This is a genomic window from Vibrio halioticoli NBRC 102217 (assembly GCF_000496695.1).
GTDB classification, from domain to species: Bacteria; Pseudomonadota; Gammaproteobacteria; order Enterobacterales; family Vibrionaceae; genus Vibrio; species Vibrio halioticoli.
The window spans coordinates 14,130-33,791 of record NZ_BAUJ01000059.1; the positions used below are offsets into that span (position 1 = coordinate 14,130).

Annotated in this window: 19 protein-coding genes; 18 read left to right on the forward strand and 1 reads right to left on the reverse strand. The window is 42.8% G+C overall.

Annotated features, from left to right (window positions below; genetic code table 11):
- The first annotated feature begins 66 nt into the window (after window positions 1-66).
- The 7 genes from nsrR (at window position 67) to rplI (ending at window position 5,576) form a co-directional block, all read left to right on the forward strand.
- On the forward strand, window positions 67-492 hold the full coding sequence (gene nsrR / locus VHA01S_RS14980) for a nitric oxide-sensing transcriptional repressor NsrR (RefSeq protein ID WP_023405199.1): 426 nt from the start codon (window positions 67-69) through the stop codon (window positions 490-492).
- Window positions 493-593: 101 nt separating this feature from the next.
- On the forward strand, window positions 594-3,053 hold the full coding sequence (gene rnr / locus VHA01S_RS14985) for a ribonuclease R (RefSeq protein WP_023405200.1): 2,460 nt from the start codon (window positions 594-596) through the stop codon (window positions 3,051-3,053).
- 13 nt (window positions 3,054-3,066) lie between these two features.
- Window positions 3,067-3,804, forward strand: coding sequence for a 23S rRNA (guanosine(2251)-2'-O)-methyltransferase RlmB (gene rlmB, locus VHA01S_RS14990; protein ID WP_023405201.1), 738 nt, complete (start codon window positions 3,067-3,069; stop codon window positions 3,802-3,804).
- Window positions 3,805-4,145: 341 nt separating this feature from the next.
- A complete protein-coding gene (gene rpsF / locus VHA01S_RS14995) occupies window positions 4,146-4,535 on the forward strand; it encodes a 30S ribosomal protein S6 (RefSeq protein ID WP_021715029.1) in 390 nt (129 codons plus the stop codon).
- An 8-nt stretch (window positions 4,536-4,543) separates the two neighbouring features.
- Window positions 4,544-4,846 carry a primosomal replication protein N gene (priB, locus tag VHA01S_RS15000; protein WP_021715030.1) on the forward strand — a complete coding sequence of 101 codons (303 nt, stop codon included), beginning with the start codon at window positions 4,544-4,546 and terminating at the stop codon, window positions 4,844-4,846.
- 16 nt (window positions 4,847-4,862) lie between these two features.
- Window positions 4,863-5,090: a 30S ribosomal protein S18 gene (gene rpsR, locus VHA01S_RS15005; protein ID WP_000090472.1), complete on the forward strand. Its 228-nt coding sequence runs from the start codon at window positions 4,863-4,865 to the stop codon at window positions 5,088-5,090.
- A gap of 33 nt (window positions 5,091-5,123) precedes the next feature.
- Window positions 5,124-5,576 (forward strand): 50S ribosomal protein L9, encoded by a 453-nt coding sequence (rplI, locus tag VHA01S_RS15010; RefSeq protein WP_023405202.1) that lies wholly within the window; start codon window positions 5,124-5,126, stop codon window positions 5,574-5,576.
- 73 nt (window positions 5,577-5,649) lie between these two features.
- Here rplI and VHA01S_RS15015 read toward each other — a convergent pair whose 3' ends face one another.
- A complete protein-coding gene (locus tag VHA01S_RS15015) occupies window positions 5,650-6,372 on the reverse strand; it encodes a DUF481 domain-containing protein (protein ID WP_052029636.1) in 723 nt (240 codons plus the stop codon).
- A 271-nt stretch (window positions 6,373-6,643) separates the two neighbouring features.
- On the opposite strand from VHA01S_RS15015, the gene VHA01S_RS15020 reads away from it, so the two are divergent.
- The 11 genes from VHA01S_RS15020 to VHA01S_RS15070 all read left to right on the forward strand — a co-directional run bounded on the left by VHA01S_RS15020 (window position 6,644) and on the right by VHA01S_RS15070 (window position 19,111).
- On the forward strand, window positions 6,644-8,044 hold the full coding sequence (locus tag VHA01S_RS15020; RefSeq protein WP_023405204.1) for a replicative DNA helicase: 1,401 nt from the start codon (window positions 6,644-6,646) through the stop codon (window positions 8,042-8,044).
- An 8-nt stretch (window positions 8,045-8,052) separates the two neighbouring features.
- Window positions 8,053-9,147 carry an alanine racemase gene (alr, locus tag VHA01S_RS15025; RefSeq protein ID WP_023405205.1) on the forward strand — a complete coding sequence of 365 codons (1,095 nt, stop codon included), beginning with the start codon at window positions 8,053-8,055 and terminating at the stop codon, window positions 9,145-9,147.
- Window positions 9,148-9,360: 213 nt separating this feature from the next.
- On the forward strand, window positions 9,361-11,013 hold the full coding sequence (pgi, locus tag VHA01S_RS15030; protein WP_023405206.1) for a glucose-6-phosphate isomerase: 1,653 nt from the start codon (window positions 9,361-9,363) through the stop codon (window positions 11,011-11,013).
- A gap of 177 nt (window positions 11,014-11,190) precedes the next feature.
- Window positions 11,191-11,994 carry a MetQ/NlpA family ABC transporter substrate-binding protein gene (locus VHA01S_RS15035; protein WP_023405207.1) on the forward strand — a complete coding sequence of 268 codons (804 nt, stop codon included), beginning with the start codon at window positions 11,191-11,193 and terminating at the stop codon, window positions 11,992-11,994.
- A gap of 214 nt (window positions 11,995-12,208) precedes the next feature.
- Window positions 12,209-13,189 carry a tRNA dihydrouridine(20/20a) synthase DusA gene (dusA, locus tag VHA01S_RS15040; protein WP_021715037.1) on the forward strand — a complete coding sequence of 327 codons (981 nt, stop codon included), beginning with the start codon at window positions 12,209-12,211 and terminating at the stop codon, window positions 13,187-13,189.
- Window positions 13,190-13,381: 192 nt separating this feature from the next.
- Window positions 13,382-13,588 carry an envelope stress response protein PspG gene (locus tag VHA01S_RS15045; RefSeq protein ID WP_023405208.1) on the forward strand — a complete coding sequence of 69 codons (207 nt, stop codon included), beginning with the start codon at window positions 13,382-13,384 and terminating at the stop codon, window positions 13,586-13,588.
- 83 nt (window positions 13,589-13,671) lie between these two features.
- Complete coding sequence (locus VHA01S_RS15050; RefSeq protein ID WP_023405209.1) at window positions 13,672-14,331, forward strand: TIGR04219 family outer membrane beta-barrel protein; 660 nt, start codon at window positions 13,672-13,674, stop codon at window positions 14,329-14,331.
- A 149-nt stretch (window positions 14,332-14,480) separates the two neighbouring features.
- Window positions 14,481-14,711 carry a hypothetical protein gene (locus VHA01S_RS15055; RefSeq protein ID WP_023405210.1) on the forward strand — a complete coding sequence of 77 codons (231 nt, stop codon included), beginning with the start codon at window positions 14,481-14,483 and terminating at the stop codon, window positions 14,709-14,711.
- 113 nt (window positions 14,712-14,824) lie between these two features.
- Complete coding sequence (locus VHA01S_RS15060; RefSeq protein ID WP_023405211.1) at window positions 14,825-16,630, forward strand: assimilatory sulfite reductase (NADPH) flavoprotein subunit; 1,806 nt, start codon at window positions 14,825-14,827, stop codon at window positions 16,628-16,630.
- The gene (gene cysI / locus VHA01S_RS15065; protein ID WP_023405212.1) at window positions 16,630-18,345 is read left to right on the forward strand and encodes an assimilatory sulfite reductase (NADPH) hemoprotein subunit; all 1,716 of its coding nucleotides are present in this window, start codon (window positions 16,630-16,632) and stop codon (window positions 18,343-18,345) included. Before VHA01S_RS15060 ends, cysI begins: the two co-directional genes overlap by 1 nt.
- On the forward strand, window positions 18,338-19,111 hold the full coding sequence (locus VHA01S_RS15070; protein WP_023405213.1) for a phosphoadenylyl-sulfate reductase: 774 nt from the start codon (window positions 18,338-18,340) through the stop codon (window positions 19,109-19,111). The genes cysI and VHA01S_RS15070 overlap by 8 nt, the downstream gene beginning before the upstream one ends.
- The last annotated feature ends 551 nt before the right edge of the window (window positions 19,112-19,662 follow it).

Genomic DNA, 19,662 nt, shown 5'->3' on the forward strand with positions numbered 1-19,662 from the left:
GTTGTATAAAATGTATATTAAAGTCAACAAAAGAATTACACTGTGAGGTTGATACGGAGTACCACTATGCAAATTACTAGCTTTACTGACTATGCGATACGAACACTTATTTATTTGGCTGCCCTTAAAAAGGATGAGCTTACTAATATCACTCAAGTGAGTGAGGTATTCGATATTTCACGTAACCACATGGTTAAAATCGTGAATAAGCTAGGACAGAAGGGATTTATTGAAACGATTCGCGGTAAGAATGGTGGTATTAGACTTAATAAGCCAGCCAATGAGATAAATATTGGTGATGTCATTCGTGAATTAGAGCCGATGAAGGTCATCAATTGTGCTCCGGAATTTTGTCATATCACTCCGGCTTGCCGTCTTAAAAGTTACCTGCACAAAGCCAAAGAGGCTTTTTTAGCAGAGTTGGATAAATGTTATCTAGACGACTTAGTTGATAATAATTCCGATTTGATGATTCTTTTGTCGAAAGGATAGACCCATAACCGAGTTATTTTACTAATTGTTAAAGCATTTTTTCCTTGTGGCGCATTACTAGAATATACTTTACTTAATTATTCTATTTAATGAGCACGCCCATGTCCGATTCTAAATCTCTTGACCCCCATGCAGATCGAGAGGCTAAAAATTACGAGAACCCAGTACCAAGCAGAGAGTTTCTTTTAAGCTTTCTCGAGAGTGCGGGGGTGCCAATGAATCGCAACGATCTATTCACCGCTCTTGAACTGGCCGGTGAAGATCAATATGAAGGCTTACGTCGCCGATTAAACGCTATGTTGCGTGATGGTCAGTTAGTCTTCACTCGCCGTCAATGTTACGCCCTTCCTGATAAACTCGAAATGATCAAAGGTTATGTCATCGGTCATAAAGATGGCTTTGGCTGGGTGCGTCCTGAAGGCGTTATCGGCAAAGAGCAGGACTTAGTTCTACCATTTCATCAAATGCGTAGCATCATCCACGGTGACTATGTACTAGCGCAACAATCAGGCACGGATAAACGCGGCCGCAAAGAAGCCAGAATTGTTCGCGTACTTGAAGAGCGAGCAATGAAAATTGTTGGGCGCTTCTTCCTTGAGTTTGGTCATGCTTATGTAGTGGCTGATGACTCTAGAATTCATCACGATATTCTTATTCCTAAAGAGCACCGAATGGGCGCTCGAATGGGGAACGTTGTCGTAATTGAAGTCACTGATCGCGGTAATCGTTCTCGCGGAATGTCAGGTAAAGTGGTTGAAGTGTTAGGTGAAAACCTAGCGCCGGGCATGGAAACTCAAATTGCCATCCGTACTCATCAAATCCCTAATGAATGGCCAGAAGAAGTTACCAAGCAAATAGCCTCTCTTGCAGAAGAGGTTCCAGAAGAAGCGAAAAAAGGTCGGGTAGATCTTCGAGAGTTACCATTAGTGACTATTGATGGTGAAGATGCGCGTGACTTTGATGATGCGGTTTATTGTGAAAAGAAAAAAAGCGGTGGCTGGCGTTTATGGGTCGCTATTGCCGATGTGAGTTACTACGTGCGCCCAGATTCTGCGCTAGATAAAGAAGCGATTAATCGCGGTAACTCAGTGTATTTCCCATCTCAGGTTGTACCTATGCTACCTGAAGTGTTGTCGAATGGTTTATGTTCGCTTAATCCACAAGTCGACCGCTTGTGTATGGTGTGTGAGATGACCGTCTCTGAAAGCGGTAAGCTTTCTGGTTACAAGCATTATGAAGCGGTAATGAACTCTCACGCGCGTTTAACCTACAACAAGGTCAACGATATTCTGAATGGCGACCAAGAGTTAAATCAACGCTATGAGACGTTAGTTCCACATCTGCAAGAACTGCATAATATGTATCGCACTCTTAAACAGTCGCGTGACCTGCGTGGTGCGATTGAGTTTGAAACGGTCGAAACCAAATTCATCTTTAATGCTGATAGAAAAATTGATCGCATTGAACCTGTGGTACGTAACGATGCGCACAAACTGATTGAAGAGTGCATGATCTTAGCAAATATTGCTTCTGCTTCTTTAGTTGAAAAACTCAAAGAGCCTGCGTTGTACCGAGTGCATGAAACTCCGGGTGAACAGCGTTTAGTTGGCTTTAAAGACTTCCTGAGTGAGCTTGGCTTAACCTTGAATGGTGGTTTAGCACCATCCCCAACAGATTATGCCGATCTCATGCACATCGTCACTCAGCGTCCGGATAAAGAGCTTATTCAAACAATGCTACTACGCTCGATGAAACAAGCTGTGTATAATCCAGACAACGCCGGCCACTTTGGCTTGGCTCTGAAGCGTTACGCACACTTTACCTCACCGATTCGTCGCTATCCTGACTTGCTATTGCACCGTGCAATTAAGTACCTCATTGCCAAGCAAGAAGGGCGCAATACCGACCGTTGGACACCAACGGGGGGTTACCATTACTCATTTGATGATATGGATGTGTTTGGTGAGCAATGCTCAATGACTGAGCGTCGCGCCGATGATGCGACTCGCGATGTGACTGATTGGCTCAAATGTGAGTACATGCAAGATCACGTCGGTGAAGAGCTAGACGGTGTGATTGCCAATGTGACGGGTTTTGGATTCTTTGTCCGATTAACAGAGCTGCACATTGACGGATTGGTGCACATATCAACATTAGCTAATGACTATTATCGCTATGATGCGATCAGTCAGCGTTTAGTGGGTGAAAGCTCTGGGCAAATTTATCGCCTTGGTGACACGGTAAAAGTGAAAGTATTAGCGGTTAATTTGAACGACAAGCAAATTGACTTTGAAATGGTGGGTAGCCAACGCACTCCAAGAGGCAAAGGCAAAACCGCCAAGAAACGTTTAGTTGAAGATGCTAAGCGTTTTGATGATAAGAAAAAATCAGGCTCGTCAGAGGGAAGACGCTCTAGACGTGCCAAAGCTAAGGTTGAACCAACCGTTCGCCCTGATGGCAGTAAGGACAGTGCGCCTGCACCTAAAAAGCCAAAATCAAACAAAGCGAAGAAAAACAAAGCTCGTGGCAAAAAGAATACAGCTCGCGCCCCTAAGAAATAAGAGAAGCAATTAAATGAGTAACGAATATATTTATGGCATCCATGCAGTGAAAGCTGTGTTGGAAAAAGATCCTGTACGTTTTATTGAAGTATTTGTTTTAAAGGGGCGTCAGGACGACCGTTTGTTACCTTTAATCAATCTATTGCAATCTTACGGTGTTTCTATCCAACAAATGGGTCGCAAAGCACTGGATGACAAAGCAAAAGGTGCAAACCATCAAGGTATTATAGGACGTGTTAAAGCGGCCAAAGCCTTGAATGAAAATGACCTAGATACCATTTTGGCTGCTGAGCAAAATCCACTACTGCTGATTTTGGATGGCGTAACCGATCCGCACAACCTTGGCGCATGTCTACGTAATGCTGACGCGGCCGGTGTCGCCGCTGTCATCGTTCCAAAAGACAAGTCTGCACCATTAACCGCGACAGTAAGCAAAGTTGCTTGTGGCGCGGCAGAGACAGTACCTTTGATTCGTGTCACTAACCTTGCGCGCACTATGCGTCACCTACAAGAGCAAAATGTATGGATTGTTGGTACCGCAGGCGAAGCCACTCATGATGTTTATCAAAGCAAGCTAACAGGCCCATTGGCAATTGTAATGGGAGCCGAAGGGGATGGCATGCGCCGTTTAACCCGCGAGACTTGTGATGACTTAATCAAGATCCCAATGGCCGGCTCTGTTTCTAGCTTGAACGTATCCGTTGCCTCTGGAGTATGTTTGTTTGAAGCGGTAAGACAGCGTCTAAGCTAATTTTGTTGTCGATAGCATTAAATGAGATAGGAGCTTCGGCTCCTATTTTTGTGGTAACAAACGGTGGCTTGTAGCCATTTTTATACCTGTGATTTTTATTTTCATCATTTGCATATAACCTCTTTAAAATACAAAGAGTTATGAATCTAAGTGCTTGGAATAAAGGGTGAATAGTCGGACTGACAAACTATCTTGTGCAGAAACGGTGTTTTTGCTTGATCTTATTGAACGGTTTCTGTACTATTTGCCGTCCTTAAAACTCGGTCATTTATCTTTAGTTCCTTGCTTCCTCTGGACGACCGGGCCACTCGTGGAAGCTAATAATCCGTAAGGAGCAACACATGCGTCATTACGAAATCGTATTCATGGTGCACCCTGATCAAAGCGAGCAAGTTGCTGGCATGATCGAGCGTTACACTGGTTCTATCAACGAAGCTGGCGGTACTGTACACCGTCTAGAAGACTGGGGTCGTCGTCAACTGGCTTACCCAATCAACAAGCTTCACAAAGCTCACTACGTTCTTATGAACGTTGAAGCTGATCAAGCTGTGATCGACGAGCTAGAAACTGCTTTCCGTTTTAACGATGCAGTTCTACGCAACATGATCATGCGCACTAAAGGCGCTGTGACTGAGCAATCAATCATGCTTAAGCAAAAAGAAGAGCGTGCAGAGCGTGCTCCTCGTCGCGAAGAGCGTACTGAAGCTAAGCCAGAAGCATCTGCTGAGTAATTGATTGTATGACCAATCGAATGGATTTAAGCGGCATTGTTGCTAAAGATCCTATTCGAACACGAAGCCCCTCAGGGATTTTACATTGCCAATTTTGGCTCGAGCATCGCTCAAATGTAATGGAAGCCGAGCTTCCGAGACAGGTTTACTGTCGAATGCCAGTAGTGGTGAGTGGTAAAAGGTCGCACACATTAACTCAAGAACTAGTTAAAGGCAGTTCAATCAAGGTAAGTGGCTTTGTCGCTTATCAAACAAGCCGAAACGGTTTGGGAAAATTGGTTTTACATGCCGAAGATATCACTCAAATTTAAGATCAGGAGATAGCCCATGGCTCGTTTCTTCCGTCGTCGTAAATTCTGCCGTTTTACTGCAGAAGGCGTACAAGAGATTGATTACAAAGACGTAGCAACTCTTAAAAACTACATCACTGAAGCTGGTAAAATTGTACCTAGCCGTATCACTGGTACAAGCGCTAAATACCAACGTCAACTAGCTCGTGCAATCAAGCGTTCTCGCTACCTAGCACTACTTCCGTACACTGATAAGCATCAGTAATCGGTCGGTTTATTAAGAATAGAGGATTAAATAATGCAAGTTATTCTACTTGATAAAATCGGTAACCTAGGTGCACTTGGCGACACTGTTAACGTTAAATCTGGTTACGCTCGTAACTACCTTATTCCTCAAAATAAGGCAGTAATGGCTACTAAAGCAAACGTTGAAATGTTTGAAGCACGTCGTGCTGAACTTGAAGCTAAAGTTGCTGAGCACCTAGCTGCAGCTGAAGCACGTGCTGAGAAAGTTAACTCTCTAGAAGCAGTTGTTATTGCTTCTAAAGCTGGTGACGAAGGCAAACTATTCGGTTCTATCGGTACTCGTGACATCGCTGACGCAGTTACTGCTGCTGGCGTTGAAGTTGCTAAGAGCGAAGTTCGTCTTCCAGAAGGCGCACTACGTAACACTGGTGAGTTCGAAGTAAGCGTTCAACTTCACTCTGAAGTTTTCGCTACTGTGAAACTACAAGTTGTTGCTGCAGAGTAATTTTTTACTCTGAAGATGACTTTAAAACACCGGCCTTGGTCGGTGTTTTTTTATGCCCAAAATTTGTTAAATATTAGAACAAGAACAGTAGGTTAACGGAAAACACCGAATCAGTATGGCTCAGTCCATCCGGTACTTTGTTGTGGTATTGACGGTTGTGTACCAACTTTAATGCAATATCTTCGGTAATTTCATTAATCACTGAAATCTCAGTATCGGTTCTAGTGTTACTTTCACCTGCGACTACAGTGACATCGGTTCCTATTGATAGAGACTTAATCGGTTTCCAAACCAAAGATAAATTACCCCTGATAATTGCTTCCTGCACCGTCTCTTTCATGATGATATCGTCATCATCAATCTCTTCTAAATTAGGTTCTTGGTATCGATAACCCGGTCCCAACTCGCCTTCAATCAACAAGTGTTTGGTATTGGTTATCTGATAACCCATACCAGCAGATACGGTATAGTCAGTAAAATAGGCACTGTATTTAGAGTCGTAACCATTGAAGTTAGAATAGGCGTAGCTTTTAGGACCTAGCTTATAATCCCCCTGTAGATCATAAGTCGATTGTCGTTTGTCTTCTGCACCATCTTTATACAGTAAGTAGTATTTCCATTCTCCAGTCAGGCGATAGCGATTTTTAATGTATTCACCGCTAAGACGTGCATTGAGAGATTCGGAATCAGAATTACCTGAATGGGCTTGATAGCCAAATTCAACTTCGCTTTTGAAGGGGGAAGGGCTTGCGATATCGGTATCAGTCAGCTCTTCCGCATGGGGTGCTGAGCACAGCAGTGATCCCAGACAAAATAGCAATTTTTTTGACACAAAATACCTCAAACTAAAATATTGCTTATGAATTGTACTTAAACCTACTAAAAATACGTCAAGATGAGGTAAACAATGATAGACGTTTATGCACTTTCTATCCTAATGATATCTTTCTTAAAGTTGCAAATAATAGTGTCTATTTTTATGACCTCATCTATTAAAAATAATTTTCTAAACAGATCATGTTTAGCATTGGTATAATGCAAAGAATAGAAGGTCACTGAGCACATCCATGGCAGATCAACGAACGAATAAAAAACAAGACTCCCAAGTCGAAGCAATCAAAGCTCCACCCCATTCATTAGAAGCTGAGCAGTCAGTTATTGGCGGGTTGTTGCTGGATAACGAGCGTTGGGATACGGTTGCCGAGAAAGTAATGGCAATCGATTTCTACAGTCGACCTCATAGACTGATTTTTGAAGCAGTTAAAACTCTGCTTGAAGATAGTCAGCCATTGGATTTAATTACCTTATCTGAATTTTTAGAGCGTCGTGAACAGCTTGAAGATGTTGGTGGGTTTGCCTACTTAGCTGATCTGGTTAAAAACACCCCGAGTGCGGCCAACATTAATGCCTATGCAGAGATTGTTGCAGAAAGAGCCGTGGTGCGAAACCTAATTGGTGTGGCCAATGAGATTGCCGATGCGGGTTACGATCCTCAAGGTCGTTCTTCGAGTGATCTGGTGGATTTTGCTGAGAGCAAAGTGTTTGCCATTGCTGAAGAGCGTTCAAACGAGAAAGACGGTCCACAAAGCGTTGACAACATTCTTGAGAAAACTCTAGAACGTATCGAAACTCTATACAAAACCCCACAAGACGGGGTGACAGGTGTTAACTCAGGTTTCAATGACTTAAATAAGAAAACGGCAGGTTTACAACCTTCCGATCTTATTATCGTAGCAGCTCGTCCATCAATGGGTAAAACCACCTTTGCCATGAACTTGTGTGAAAACGCTGCCATGGATTCGGATAAACCCGTTTTGATATTCTCTCTAGAGATGCCCTCAGAACAAATCATGATGAGAATGCTCGCGTCACTGTCTCGCGTTGATCAAACCAAAATCCGTACTGGTCAGCTCGATGACGAAGATTGGGCACGAATTTCATCGACCATGGGTATTCTTATGCAGAAGAAGAATATGTTCATCGATGATAGTTCAGGCTTAACACCGACAGAGCTTCGCTCGCGTGCACGCCGTATCGCGCGTGACAATGGTGGCTTAAGCCTAATCATGGTCGATTACCTGCAGTTGATGCGTGTTCCGGGCATGCAAGACAACCGTACTTTAGAAATTTCAGAAATCTCTCGCTCATTAAAAGCGCTAGCGAAAGAACTTAACGTTCCAGTGGTGGCGCTTTCACAGCTTAACCGTTCCTTGGAGCAGCGTGCCGATAAACGTCCGATCAACTCAGATCTACGTGAATCCGGTGCGATCGAACAGGATGCCGATTTGATCATGTTCATCTATCGTGATGAAGTTTATAACCCAGATAGCGCCATGAAAGGTACTGCTGAAATTATTCTCGGTAAACAGCGTAACGGCCCAATTGGTTCAGTTCGTTTAACATTCCAAGGGCAGTATTCACGCTTTGATAACTATGCTGGCCCTGCATTTGATTATGATGATGAGTAGGAAATATCATGGGTAAATTAAGGGCTGCTGTTGCGTCTATCAATACAGATGCATTACGTCATAATATTCAACGATTACATGAACAAGCACCTAATAGTCGTTTGTTGGCAGTAGTAAAAGCTAACGGTTATGGTCATGGCTTACTGGAAGTGGCTAAAAATGCGGAAGGAGCAGATGCCTTTGCGGTTGCTCGTATCGAAGAAGCACTGCAACTGCGCTCCGGTGGTATTGTGAAGCCCATTTTATTACTGGAAGGTTTTTACTCTGACAGTGATTTGCCAATTTTGGTCACCAATAATATTCAGACAGTGGTGCACTGTGAAGAACAGCTAATTGCTTTAGAGCAAGCTGAGCTAGAAAACCCTGTGGTAGTGTGGTTAAAAATGGACACAGGCATGCATCGCTTAGGTGTGCGTCCAGAGCAATACGATGAATACATTCAGCGCTTACACAATTGCAAAAACGTTGCGCATCCATTGCGTTACATCAGCCATTTTGGCTGTGCTGACGAGCCTGATAATCCAATTACTTCACAGCAAATAGAGCTTTTTGAAGCGACGACGTCACAGTGTGAAGGAGAGCGTTCAATTGCTGCTTCAGCTGGCATTTTGTCGCGCAGTGATAGCCACTTTGAGTGGGTACGTCCAGGGATTATTATGTATGGTGTATCGCCATTTGATGATAACGATGCTCAGCAAATGGGTTATCGCCCAGTAATGACTTTAAGCTCTCACCTCATTGCTGTTAATGAGCTAAAAGCGGGTGAAAGTGTAGGTTATGGGGCTAATTGGGTTAGTGAACGCGATACCAAAATAGGCGTTATTGCCGTAGGTTATGGTGATGGATACCCACGCACGGCACCAAATGGTACGCCGGTGTGGATAAATGGACGTAAGGTTCCAATCTCGGGACGAGTATCAATGGACATGTTAACCGTTGATCTTGGACCAGATGCTAAAGATGAAGTTGGTGACTTGGCAGTGCTCTGGGGAGAGTCTTTGCCAGTAGAAGAAGTGGCTAGATATGTAGGTACAATTAGCTATGAATTAGTGACTAAACTGACTTCTCGTGTGATACCTGTTTACATTAAAGATGCTATTTAGCCTATTAAATGAAGAGGCAACTCTTCTATAATCGATGAAAATACTTATCGATGAAAACACTTGGATGCCATTGTTAAGCCCAAGTGAGTAACAATAAATATTAAAAGAATTATTTGGACGACACTCTAATTAACTGTCGCCGTTAAAGTCCGTATCAGGGGAGCTCAATAACTTTATTGGGCGAAACTAAAATTAAAATAATGGGAACTCATAATGTTGAAGAACATCAATCCAACGCACACAGATGCATGGAAAGCCTTAACTGCTCACTTTGAATCAGCACAAGATATCGAAATGAAAGATCTGTTTGCTGCAGATTCTAAGCGCTTCGAGAACTACTCAAAAAGTTTTGGTGACGATATCTTAGTCGATTACTCAAAGAACTTAGTGAACGACGAGACTATGCAGCACCTGTTTGATCTTGCAAAACAAACAGAGCTTAAGTCAGCAATCGACGCCATGTTCTCTGGCGAGACCATCAACAAAACAGAAGGCCGTTCAGTTCTTCATACTGCACTTCGTAACCGTAGCAACACGCCTGTTGTTGTCGGCGGCGAAGATGTAATGCCAGCCGTGAATGCGGTTTTAGACAAAATTAAATCATTCACTGATCGCGTGATTGGCGGTGAGTGGAAAGGCTACACAGGTAAAGCGATTACCGATATTGTTAACATCGGCATCGGTGGTTCTGATCTAGGCCCATACATGGTGACAGAAGCATTGTCTCCATATAAAAATCATCTAAACCTACACTTTGTATCTAACGTTGACGGCACTCATATTGCTGAAACACTGAAAAAAGTGAACCCAGAAACAACGCTGTTCTTAGTGGCTTCTAAAACCTTTACTACGCAAGAAACAATGACCAATGCACACAGTGCACGTGATTGGTTCCTAGCGGAAGCTAAAGACGAAGCGCATGTCGCTAAACACTTTGCCGCACTATCAACCAATGGTCAGGCAGTGTCTGAGTTTGGTATTGATACTGACAACATGTTTGAGTTCTGGGACTGGGTTGGTGGTCGTTACTCACTATGGTCAGCAATCGGTTTGTCTATTGCATTAGGTGTAGGTTACGACAACTTCATTGAGCTACTAACCGGCGCTCATGAAATGGATAACCACTTCAAATCGACAGAGCTAGAGAACAACATCCCAACCATCTTGGCTTTGATTGGTATTTGGTACAACAACTTCCACGGTTCAGAGTCAGAAACGATTCTTCCGTACGATCAATACATGCACCGTTTTGCCGCTTACTTCCAACAAGGCAACATGGAATCAAACGGTAAATACACAGACCGCAACGGCGATGCAGTGGATTACCAAACAGGTCCTATTATCTGGGGTGAACCAGGTACTAACGGTCAGCACGCTTTCTACCAGTTGATCCACCAAGGCACTAAACTGATTCCTTGTGACTTTATTGCTCCTGCAAACAGCCACAACCCAACGGGCGATCATCATCAGAAATTGATGTCTAACTTCTTCGCTCAAACAGAAGCGCTAGCATTTGGTAAGTCTCGTGAAGTTGTAGAGGCAGAGTTGGTTGCCGCGGGTAAGTCAGCGGAAGAAATTGCAGAGCTAGCGCCATTTAAAGTGTTTGAAGGCAACCGTCCAACAAACTCTATTTTAGTGAAGCAAATTACGCCACGCACTTTAGGTAACCTGATTGCAATGTACGAACATAAGATCTTTGTACAAGGTGTTATCTGGAATATCTTTACCTTTGATCAGTGGGGCGTAGAACTAGGCAAGCAACTGGCAAGCCAAATCTTACCTGAGCTAGCAGACGGTACAGAAGTTGATTCACACGATAGCTCAACTAACGGTCTAATCAACGCATTTAAACAACTGCGTGCTTAAAATCTAAGATATTAAGCGAATACGGGTATCGGTTAGTAAATAAAGGTCAGCCAAGTGCTGGCCTTTTTGTTGCCTATCTTTTAAGGAAATAGTAAGTCGCTAATTGCATTCCGAATCCAAAAGAGTAATATAGCCTTTTAGATGGCTAGAAGTCTTATATGGAAATACGGAGTAACAATGAAAGGTTTTAAACGAGTAGTGAGTTTGGCATTTATCTCAGCATTGGCTTTAGGGCTAACAGCGTGTGGTAAAGAAGAAGCGAAAACCATCAAAATTGGCGCAACCGTTGGGCCGCACGCTCAAGTGGTTGAAGCCGTAGCCAAAGAAGCGGCCAAGCAAGGCATCAATATAGAAGTGGTGCAATTCTCTGATTACGTGACGCCAAATGCCGCACTCGACGATGGTAGCATTGATTTAAACAGCTACCAGCACCAACCTTTCTTAGACAATTACAACCAAGGGCATGATTCTCATCTAGTATCTATTGGCCGTTCAATACTGATGCGTATGGGTATCTACTCCAACAAATTTAACTCTATTGAAGCTCTGCCAAATAAAGCCCGCGTTGCGATTCCAAACGATCCAACCAATGGCGGTCGTGGTTTACTACTATTTGCTGACGCAAAGCTAATTACACTAAAACCGGGTGTAGGCTCTAAAGCCACATTAAAAGATATTATCGACAATCCTAAACAACTAGAGTTTGTTGAAGTAGACGCCGCACAACTGCCTCGCTCTTTAGATGATGTGGATGCCGCCGCTATCACCATGAACTACGTGATGTCTTCAGGCTTAGACCCTAAAAAACAAGGCATCTATTTAGAAGCCAAAGATGCACCACTTGCGGTTATGGTTATCGCCGCTCGTGAAGATCAAAAAAACAATCCTACCTATCAGAAAGTAGTGAAAATCTTCCAATCACAAGCCACACGTGATTTCTTAGCGAAAACCTTCAAAGGTACGATAGAACCTGCGTTCTAATCCGCATTAGCAACAACATAGAACAACAAGATTTAAGCCCACTGAGAGCATATCGAGGTGGGCTTTGTTGTATATAGATAAAGACTATTATTGATGGCGGTTCAACCAAACCGTATAATCCGCACCTCAAAGTAGAAGTGAAGGTCACTTTTTCTTAAAACACGGACTCAATCACTTGGTCTCGTGCTACGTGGTTCAACAAAAGGTCTTAGCTATGTATCCATCATCTCGTTTATCTGTCGCCCCTATGCTAGATTGGACAGATCGCCATTGTCGTTACTTCCATCGGCTACTGTCGCAGAACACTCTGTTATATACCGAGATGGTGACCACTGGCGCTATTATTCATGGTAAAGGTGATTTCTTGCGTTTTAGCGAGCAAGAACATCCGATTGCATTGCAGCTTGGTGGTTCCAATGCCAAAGATCTTGCTCATTGTGCCAAGCTTGCTGAAGAGCGTGGTTATGATGAGGTGAACTTAAATGTAGGTTGTCCTTCTGACCGAGTGCAGAACGGTCGTTTTGGTGCATGTCTAATGGCCGATCCTCAGCTGGTGGCAGATTGCGTGGCAGAGATGAAGTCTGTGGTTGATATTCCAGTGACGGTGAAAACCCGTATTGGTATCGATGAACAAGACTCGTATGAGTTTTTGACAGACTTTATATCAACGGTAAACGAGAAGGGCGGTTGTGAGCACTTTACTATTCATGCTCGTAAAGCATGGTTAAGTGGTTTAAGCCCTAAAGAAAACCGTGAAATTCCACCTTTGGATTACCCGCGCGCTTATCAGATCAAGAAAGACTTTCCGCATCTTGATATCGCGGTAAATGGTGGCGTAAAAACATTAGATGAAACACTAGAGCACCTTAAACATCTTGATGGGGTGATGATTGGTCGTGAAGCTTATCAAAACCCATATCTATTGGCTGAGGTTGATCAGCTGATCTTTGGTCAAGATAAACCGATTATTAAACGTAGCGAAGTAGTTGAGCTTATGTACCCGTATATTGAGCAACAACTATCGGAAGGTGCTTACTTAGGGCATATTACTCGCCATATGTTAGGTTTGTTCCAAAGTATGCCGGGTGCACGTCAATGGCGTCGTTATATCAGTGAAAACGCGCACAAACCAGGTTCGGGTATCGAAGTGGTTGAAGCTGCACTGGCTAAAATACCTAAAGAGTTAGGTGTGTAGAATTAACCAATAACTGGTTTTTTTTACCAAGTTTCGTTTTATAGAAAAGCCATCATGTTATGTGATGGCTTTTTTTGTTTATTTATCAAGTGGTTATATTTTTCGCTGTTTTGGCAAGGTACTTGCTTTATAGTAATTAGAGGGGATCTTGGAACAAGTTTTTGATCTCAAATGAATTTTTGGAGAGTAACCATGTTTGAGCTACTGATGCTAGTGATGTTCTTCGGTGTATTTTTCTTTGTTGGTTTAACATTCTTTGGCTTCTTTATGGCATTTCTTGCGGTCTTTACCTTTAGCGTGATTGTAGGCTTGCTAGGAGCGGCATTTAATTTTCTGCCTTATCTGGTGGTTGGATTAATTGTTTATTGGCTAATTAAGCGTAACAGAGCTTGTTCATAAGCTTGCTTATTGATTTATCTAAAGTTTACCTATGCTACTATCTGCTTATAAAGTAACGATTTTGGTTTTCTTAGAGGTAGATAATGAGCAAATGGACTTTGATTGCGGCAATAGGAACTGCTGCATTGGGCGCTTCTTGGTCGGTACAAGCAAAAGTGATTGAACCCGGTGTTCATGGCAAAGTCACTGCCGATATGTTCTGGGGCAGCACTAAAATTCGAGAAACCCGCTTTGCTGATGATGAATTACCGGTATTGTCTGCGCAAATTGAACATGATGTTCCCTACCTACCTAATTTCAGAATTCGTTATACAGGGCTAGATACCGACTTTCTTGCTCATGATAAGTTTGACTACACCTTTTACTACCGCCCGTTACGAACTGAAAATCTTGAATTTGATGCTGGATTTACTTTAACGGATTACCGAGATAGCCGGTTTTACGATCCTGAAACCAATACCACTATCGATTTTGATAGTGTGATATTCAGTTGGTTCGCAAATGCCTTAATCCAAGTGCCAAATAGTAACTTTGCTGTCATTGGCGAGTTTGATTTTGGTGAGACCGATGAGTTGAAGTCGGCGGATTTAACCGGTGCCATTCAATACACTGTGGCATTTGACTCTGCCGACATAGTATTACGCGGTGGATACCGAGTGCTCGATTACACCTTTAAAGAAGTGGATAAGAAAGCCTACGGTTTTGTGGATGGCTGGTTTGCCGGTGTGCAAGTTGCTTTTTAAGCGTGTTATTTGATCGATATATAAACCAGTCTCTTATAAAAGGCTGGTTTTTTTATGCTCTTTTGTTTTCTAATTGATAGCTCTTCTCAATTCGCATTTTTAGCAGTTTGGTCCATTCTTAATAGAAGAAAACAGGAGCAAGCTTTTATATGACAATCAATGAACTTCGTGTGTTATATCGCTCTGAGCGCTTGGTGGAAGCTATTGTGGAACAAGCAGACCTAGACGGGCAGTGGGTTGTAGAGTTTCGAGACAGCCACGGCGGTATGCTTGCGCTTACTGATCCGCAAGGCGAACAACGCTATTACAACGACTTAGATTCAGCCTCAAAAAGCGCAATGGCAGTGGGTTTTAGCCAAGTAAGAATTGAATCCCTATAGGCGAAATGGTTTTTTCATTCCTTTTTATTATTAAACATACCCCTTTATTCTTTATTGCTATTACAAATAGTAGGTAATCTAGTGGTCATGTAATATACAGGGAAAACGTGACCATGTTGCTCAAGGATCTTTCCGGCTTTGCTTCCCCACTTAGTGATAATCAAGCAAACCAATTAAAACAAGCTGCCTCCGAACTATCGCCACAACAGTTGGCTTGGGTTAGTGGCTATTTCTACGGTATTAGTCAAAATCATGCTGTTGCTTCTGTTCCAGAGACGCAAGTTGCAGTAGGAACACCTTCACAGTTGACGATCATCTTTGCTTCTCAAACTGGGAATGCCAAAGGGGTCGCTAAACAACTGCACGCCAAAGTAGTGGCAGAAGGTTTCGAAGCTAAACTTTATGATGCGGCTGATTACAAACTTAAGAACCTGAAAAACGAAACGCATTTAATTGTCGTTGCCTCTACTAATGGTGAAGGTGAAGTTCCTGACAATGCGATAGAGTTTTATGACTACCTCAATTCTAAAAAAGCGCCAAAACTGGACAAACTGCAATATGCGGTTGTCGGACTTGGTGACTCTAGCTACGAATTCTTCTGCCAAACAGGTAAGGATTTTGATGCTGCTCTGAGTAAGTTAGGGGCAACGCCTTTCCTAGAACGAATCGACTGTGATGTGGATTACGAATCACCTGTGGCTAACTGGCAGTCTCAAGCTCTGAGCACTATCGGTGAGCTATTTAAAGAATCTAATGTAGAAGCGAGTAACGGCGTTGTTCAATTGCCACTTTCTAACAGTGCTTCTGAATACACTAAGCAATCGCCATATACCGCGACCTTACTGACTAACCAAAAAATCACCGGCCGCGATTCAACGAAAGACGTTCGTCATATCGAAATCGATCTAGAAGAATCAGGCATTACCTATCAACCGGGTGATGCATTAGGGGTTTGGTATAAAAACGATGCACAGCTGGTGGATTCAATCATTGCCGCAGTTGGTTTAGATAAAGATGAGTCTATCGAGGTAGACGGTAAACCAACTTCATTACAGCAAGCGCTGATTGAACAGTTTGAAGTGACTTCATCTAATCCGCAATTTATTACTCAATACGCTGAGAAGTCAGCGAGCAAGAAATTGCTTAAGCTTGTGGAAGACAAAAACAAGCTAAGAGAGTACGCCGCGAAAACTCAGATCATTGACGTTATTGCAGAGAAGAAAGCCAAGCTAACCGCAACTGAGCTAACTGCTATGCTGCGACGTTTAACTCCTCGCTTATATTCAATTTCATCAGCGCAATCTGAAGTGGATGAAGAAGTACACCTAACTGTTGGTGTGGTGGAGTATGAAACAAGCAAAGGTCAAAGAATCGGTGGTGCTTCTGGTTTCTTATCCAATGGTCTAGAAGAGGGTGAAGAAGTAAAAGTGTTCATCGAGCACAATAACAACTTCAAACTGCCAACCGATGATAATGCGTCCGTTATTATGATTGGCCCAGGAACGGGTATTGCACCGTTTAGAAGTTTCTTACAAGAGCGAGACTCTAGAGAAGCAGAAGGTAAAAACTGGTTAGTATTCGGTGACCGCACCTTTGCTCAAGACTTCTTATACCAAGTTGAATTCCAACGTTACCTAAAAGATGGCCTATTGAGCCAGTTGGATGTCGCCTTTAGCCGTGACGGTGCTAATAAAGTCTATGTGCAAGACAAGCTAAAACAAAATGCACAGCAAGTATGGCAATGGCTGCAAGATGGCGCTTACCTCTATGTATGTGGTGACGCAGAAAGAATGGCTAAAGATGTACAAGCAACCTTACTTGAAATTGCACAGCAGCAAGGTGGGCTAGACGTAGAAAGTGCAGAAGAATGGCTAAAAGACCTTCGTAAACAGAAAAGATACCAAAGGGACGTGTACTAATGGAAAAGCAAGCAGTGTTGGGCAACGAGTTGGGCCCACTTTCTGACAATGAAAGATTAAAACGAGAAAGTAACTTTTTGCGCGGTACCATTACCAACGACCTCAAAAATGAGATTACCGGTGGGTTCGACGCGGACAATTTTCAGTTAATCCGTTTTCACGGCATGTATCAGCAAGACGATAGAGATATCCGCAATGAGCGTGCTAAGCAAAAATTGGAACCACTGCATAATGTGATGCTGCGTGCACGTATGCCTGGGGGAGTGATTACTCCTAAGCAATGGCTCGCTATCGACAAGTTTGCAACTGAAAGTTCGCTCTATGGCAGCATCCGTCTTACTACGCGTCAAACATTCCAGTTTCATGGAGTATTGAAGCCAAACATTAAGTTGATGCACCAAACTCTAAATTCAATTGGTATTGATTCTATTGCCACAGCGGGGGACGTAAACCGTAACGTGCTATGTAGTAGTAATCCTGTTGAGTCTGAATTGCATCAGCAAGCGTATGAGTGGGCCACTAAGATCAGTGAGCACCTACTACCAAAAACCAGAGCTTATGCTGAAATATGGTTAGACGGTGAGAAACTTGAGACTACAGACGAAGAACCAATCTTAGGTAGCAACTATCTGCCACGTAAATTTAAAACAACAGTCGTTGTACCGCCAGACAACGATGTTGACTTACACGCGAACGATCTTAACTTTGTCGCAGTAGCAAAAGACGGCAAGTTAGTTGGCTTTAATGTGTTAGTGGGTGGTGGACTGGCCATGACTCATGGTGATAACTCAACTTACCCACGTAAAGCGGATGAGTTTGGTTATATCTCTCTAGAGAACACATTAGATATTGCCGCTGCCGTAGTCACGACTCAACGTGATTGGGGTAATCGCTCAAATCGTAAAAATGCAAAAACCAAATACACATTAGATCGCGTTGGCATTGATGTGTTCAAACAAGAAGTTGAGAAACGCTCAGGCGTAAGCTTTGAGCCGATCAAACCTTATCAACTGACTAACCGTGGCGATAAGTTTGGTTGGTTAGAAGGTATAGACGGTAAGCATCACTTAACGCTGTTTATTGAAAACGGCCGCTTATTAGATTACCCAGGTAAACCACTGAAAACAGGTGTTGCTGAAATTGCCAAAATCCACACTGGCGATTTACGTATGACAGCAAATCAGAACCTCATCGTGGCAGGTGTACCGTTAAAAGATAAACAGAAGATTGAAAAGATAGCGTTCGAGCATGGCTTGCTTGATCCAACAACCTCTAAACAGCGTCAAGATTCAATGGCCTGTGTAGCATTCCCAACCTGTCCATTAGCAATGGCAGAAGCAGAACGCTTCCTTCCTCAATTTGTGACTGATGTTGAAGGCATATTGAAAAAGCATTCAATCAGTGATGATGAAAGCATTATCTTACGAGTAACGGGTTGTCCTAATGGCTGTGGCCGAGCAATGTTGGCTGAAATCGGTTTAGTCGGTAAAGCACCAGACAGATATAACTTGTACCTTGGCGGTAATAAAGCCGGTACACGAGTACCTAAGCTATATAAAGAGAACATCAGTTCCGCACAAATTCTACAAGACATCGATTCGCTGGTGGAACGATGGGCTGCAGAGCGTTTAGCTGATGAAGCATTTGGGGACTTTGTCATTCGTGATGGCATCGTAAAAGAAGTCATAGTATCGAAGAGGGATTTCCATGCTTGAACTGACACAGAAATTAAACTTAAAAGAAATAGTGAACCTAAATAAGGTGCAGCAAACTCTTGAGTTGGCAAAACTGAATGCCGATCTAGAAGATCTTTCAGCTGAACAAAGAATTGCTTGGGCGCTAGAAAACTTACAAGGAAGCTTCGCTCTTTCCTCAAGTTTTGGCGCACAAGCGGCCGTGATGCTGCACTTAGTTTCTAGACAGCAACCGAATATCCCTGTGATTTTGACTGATACCGGTTATCTATTTCCAGAAACGTATCAGTTTATTGATGAGCTGACTGAATTATTGAGCTTAAACCTAAAGGTATATAGCAGCCCATTAAGTTCTGCATGGCAAGAAGCTCGATTTGGTCAACTATGGACTAAAGGTGTAGAGGGGATAACCCAATACAATAAACTTAACAAAGTAGAGCCAATGCATAGGGCGCTATCAGAGTTGGAAGTGGGTACTTGGTTTTCTGGCCTAAGAAGAAGTCAGTCCGATTCACGTGGTGGGTTGCCAGTGCTGTCTATTCAAAATGGCGTATTTAAGTTTTTACCAATCGTTGATTGGACGAGTGAGCAAGTAAATAGCTATATAGAAGAACATCAATTACCTCAGCACCCACTTAAAGCTCAGGGATACGTTTCTATTGGCGATGTACATACCACTGAAAAATACCAAGAAGGCATGAAAGAACAAGATACTCGCTTCTTTGGTTTGAAGAGAGAATGTGGTCTTCATGAAGATAATGGAGAATCTGACGGTTCAGGGATCTAATTCTTCCTTATATAAAGTAAATTCAAAAACCGCCAAATTAGGCGGTTTTTTGGGTTTTAAGGATAAGTCTGTGGATAACCTGTACCTAAGTAGGGGGTAAAAATAGATAAATAAGCGTTTCACTCAAAAAATGAACGAAAGGCTTTTTTTATTATATTTATTGAAAAAAAGCCTTGCCAATAAGCTGAGCATCTCTATAATGCGCCTCACTGACACGGTAGAGCGCACAACGCTTCGCAGTGAATCAGTAGGCTAACTAGCCGAACCATTTGAGTTTAAGTTCGATTCGAAAATAAATTCAAAAAAGTGTTTGACACTGAGGTTCAAATCGCTAGAATGGCCGTCCGCTTTGAGAGCTTCCTCACAAAAGGAAACGTCGCAAAGCAACGCTCTTTAACAATTTAAACCTATCAATCTGTGTGGGCACTCGTTGATGATAATCGAAAAGATTTATCAATGAACTGAGTGACCAAAATCAAATTGGAATTCAGCCTTGAGCTGTTTTGTTTTACTACTTTCTTTAAATAGAGAGGAAAAGTGAAAACCAATAA

What these genes read in the sequence shown, in the direction of transcription:
- alr (WP_023405205.1), top strand. Translation starts at nt 8,053, where the DNA reads ATGGGTAAATTAAGGGCTGCTGTTGCGTCTATCAATACAGATGCATTA.
- VHA01S_RS15045 (WP_023405208.1), top strand. Translation starts at nt 13,382, where the DNA reads ATGTTTGAGCTACTGATGCTAGTGATGTTCTTCGGTGTATTTTTCTTT.
- pgi (WP_023405206.1), top strand. Translation starts at nt 9,361, where the DNA reads ATGTTGAAGAACATCAATCCAACGCACACAGATGCATGGAAAGCCTTA.
- VHA01S_RS15050 (WP_023405209.1), top strand. Translation starts at nt 13,672, where the DNA reads ATGAGCAAATGGACTTTGATTGCGGCAATAGGAACTGCTGCATTGGGC.
- rpsR (WP_000090472.1), top strand. Translation starts at nt 4,863, where the DNA reads ATGGCTCGTTTCTTCCGTCGTCGTAAATTCTGCCGTTTTACTGCAGAA.
- VHA01S_RS15035 (WP_023405207.1), top strand. Translation starts at nt 11,191, where the DNA reads ATGAAAGGTTTTAAACGAGTAGTGAGTTTGGCATTTATCTCAGCATTG.
- VHA01S_RS15070 (WP_023405213.1), top strand. Translation starts at nt 18,338, where the DNA reads ATGCTTGAACTGACACAGAAATTAAACTTAAAAGAAATAGTGAACCTA.
- cysI (WP_023405212.1), top strand. Translation starts at nt 16,630, where the DNA reads ATGGAAAAGCAAGCAGTGTTGGGCAACGAGTTGGGCCCACTTTCTGAC.
- nsrR (WP_023405199.1), top strand. Translation starts at nt 67, where the DNA reads ATGCAAATTACTAGCTTTACTGACTATGCGATACGAACACTTATTTAT.
- priB (WP_021715030.1), top strand. Translation starts at nt 4,544, where the DNA reads ATGACCAATCGAATGGATTTAAGCGGCATTGTTGCTAAAGATCCTATT.
- rlmB (WP_023405201.1), top strand. Translation starts at nt 3,067, where the DNA reads ATGAGTAACGAATATATTTATGGCATCCATGCAGTGAAAGCTGTGTTG.
- VHA01S_RS15020 (WP_023405204.1), top strand. Translation starts at nt 6,644, where the DNA reads ATGGCAGATCAACGAACGAATAAAAAACAAGACTCCCAAGTCGAAGCA.
- VHA01S_RS15055 (WP_023405210.1), top strand. Translation starts at nt 14,481, where the DNA reads ATGACAATCAATGAACTTCGTGTGTTATATCGCTCTGAGCGCTTGGTG.
- rpsF (WP_021715029.1), top strand. Translation starts at nt 4,146, where the DNA reads ATGCGTCATTACGAAATCGTATTCATGGTGCACCCTGATCAAAGCGAG.
- rplI (WP_023405202.1), top strand. Translation starts at nt 5,124, where the DNA reads ATGCAAGTTATTCTACTTGATAAAATCGGTAACCTAGGTGCACTTGGC.
- rnr (WP_023405200.1), top strand. Translation starts at nt 594, where the DNA reads ATGTCCGATTCTAAATCTCTTGACCCCCATGCAGATCGAGAGGCTAAA.
- dusA (WP_021715037.1), top strand. Translation starts at nt 12,209, where the DNA reads ATGTATCCATCATCTCGTTTATCTGTCGCCCCTATGCTAGATTGGACA.
- VHA01S_RS15060 (WP_023405211.1), top strand. Translation starts at nt 14,825, where the DNA reads ATGTTGCTCAAGGATCTTTCCGGCTTTGCTTCCCCACTTAGTGATAAT.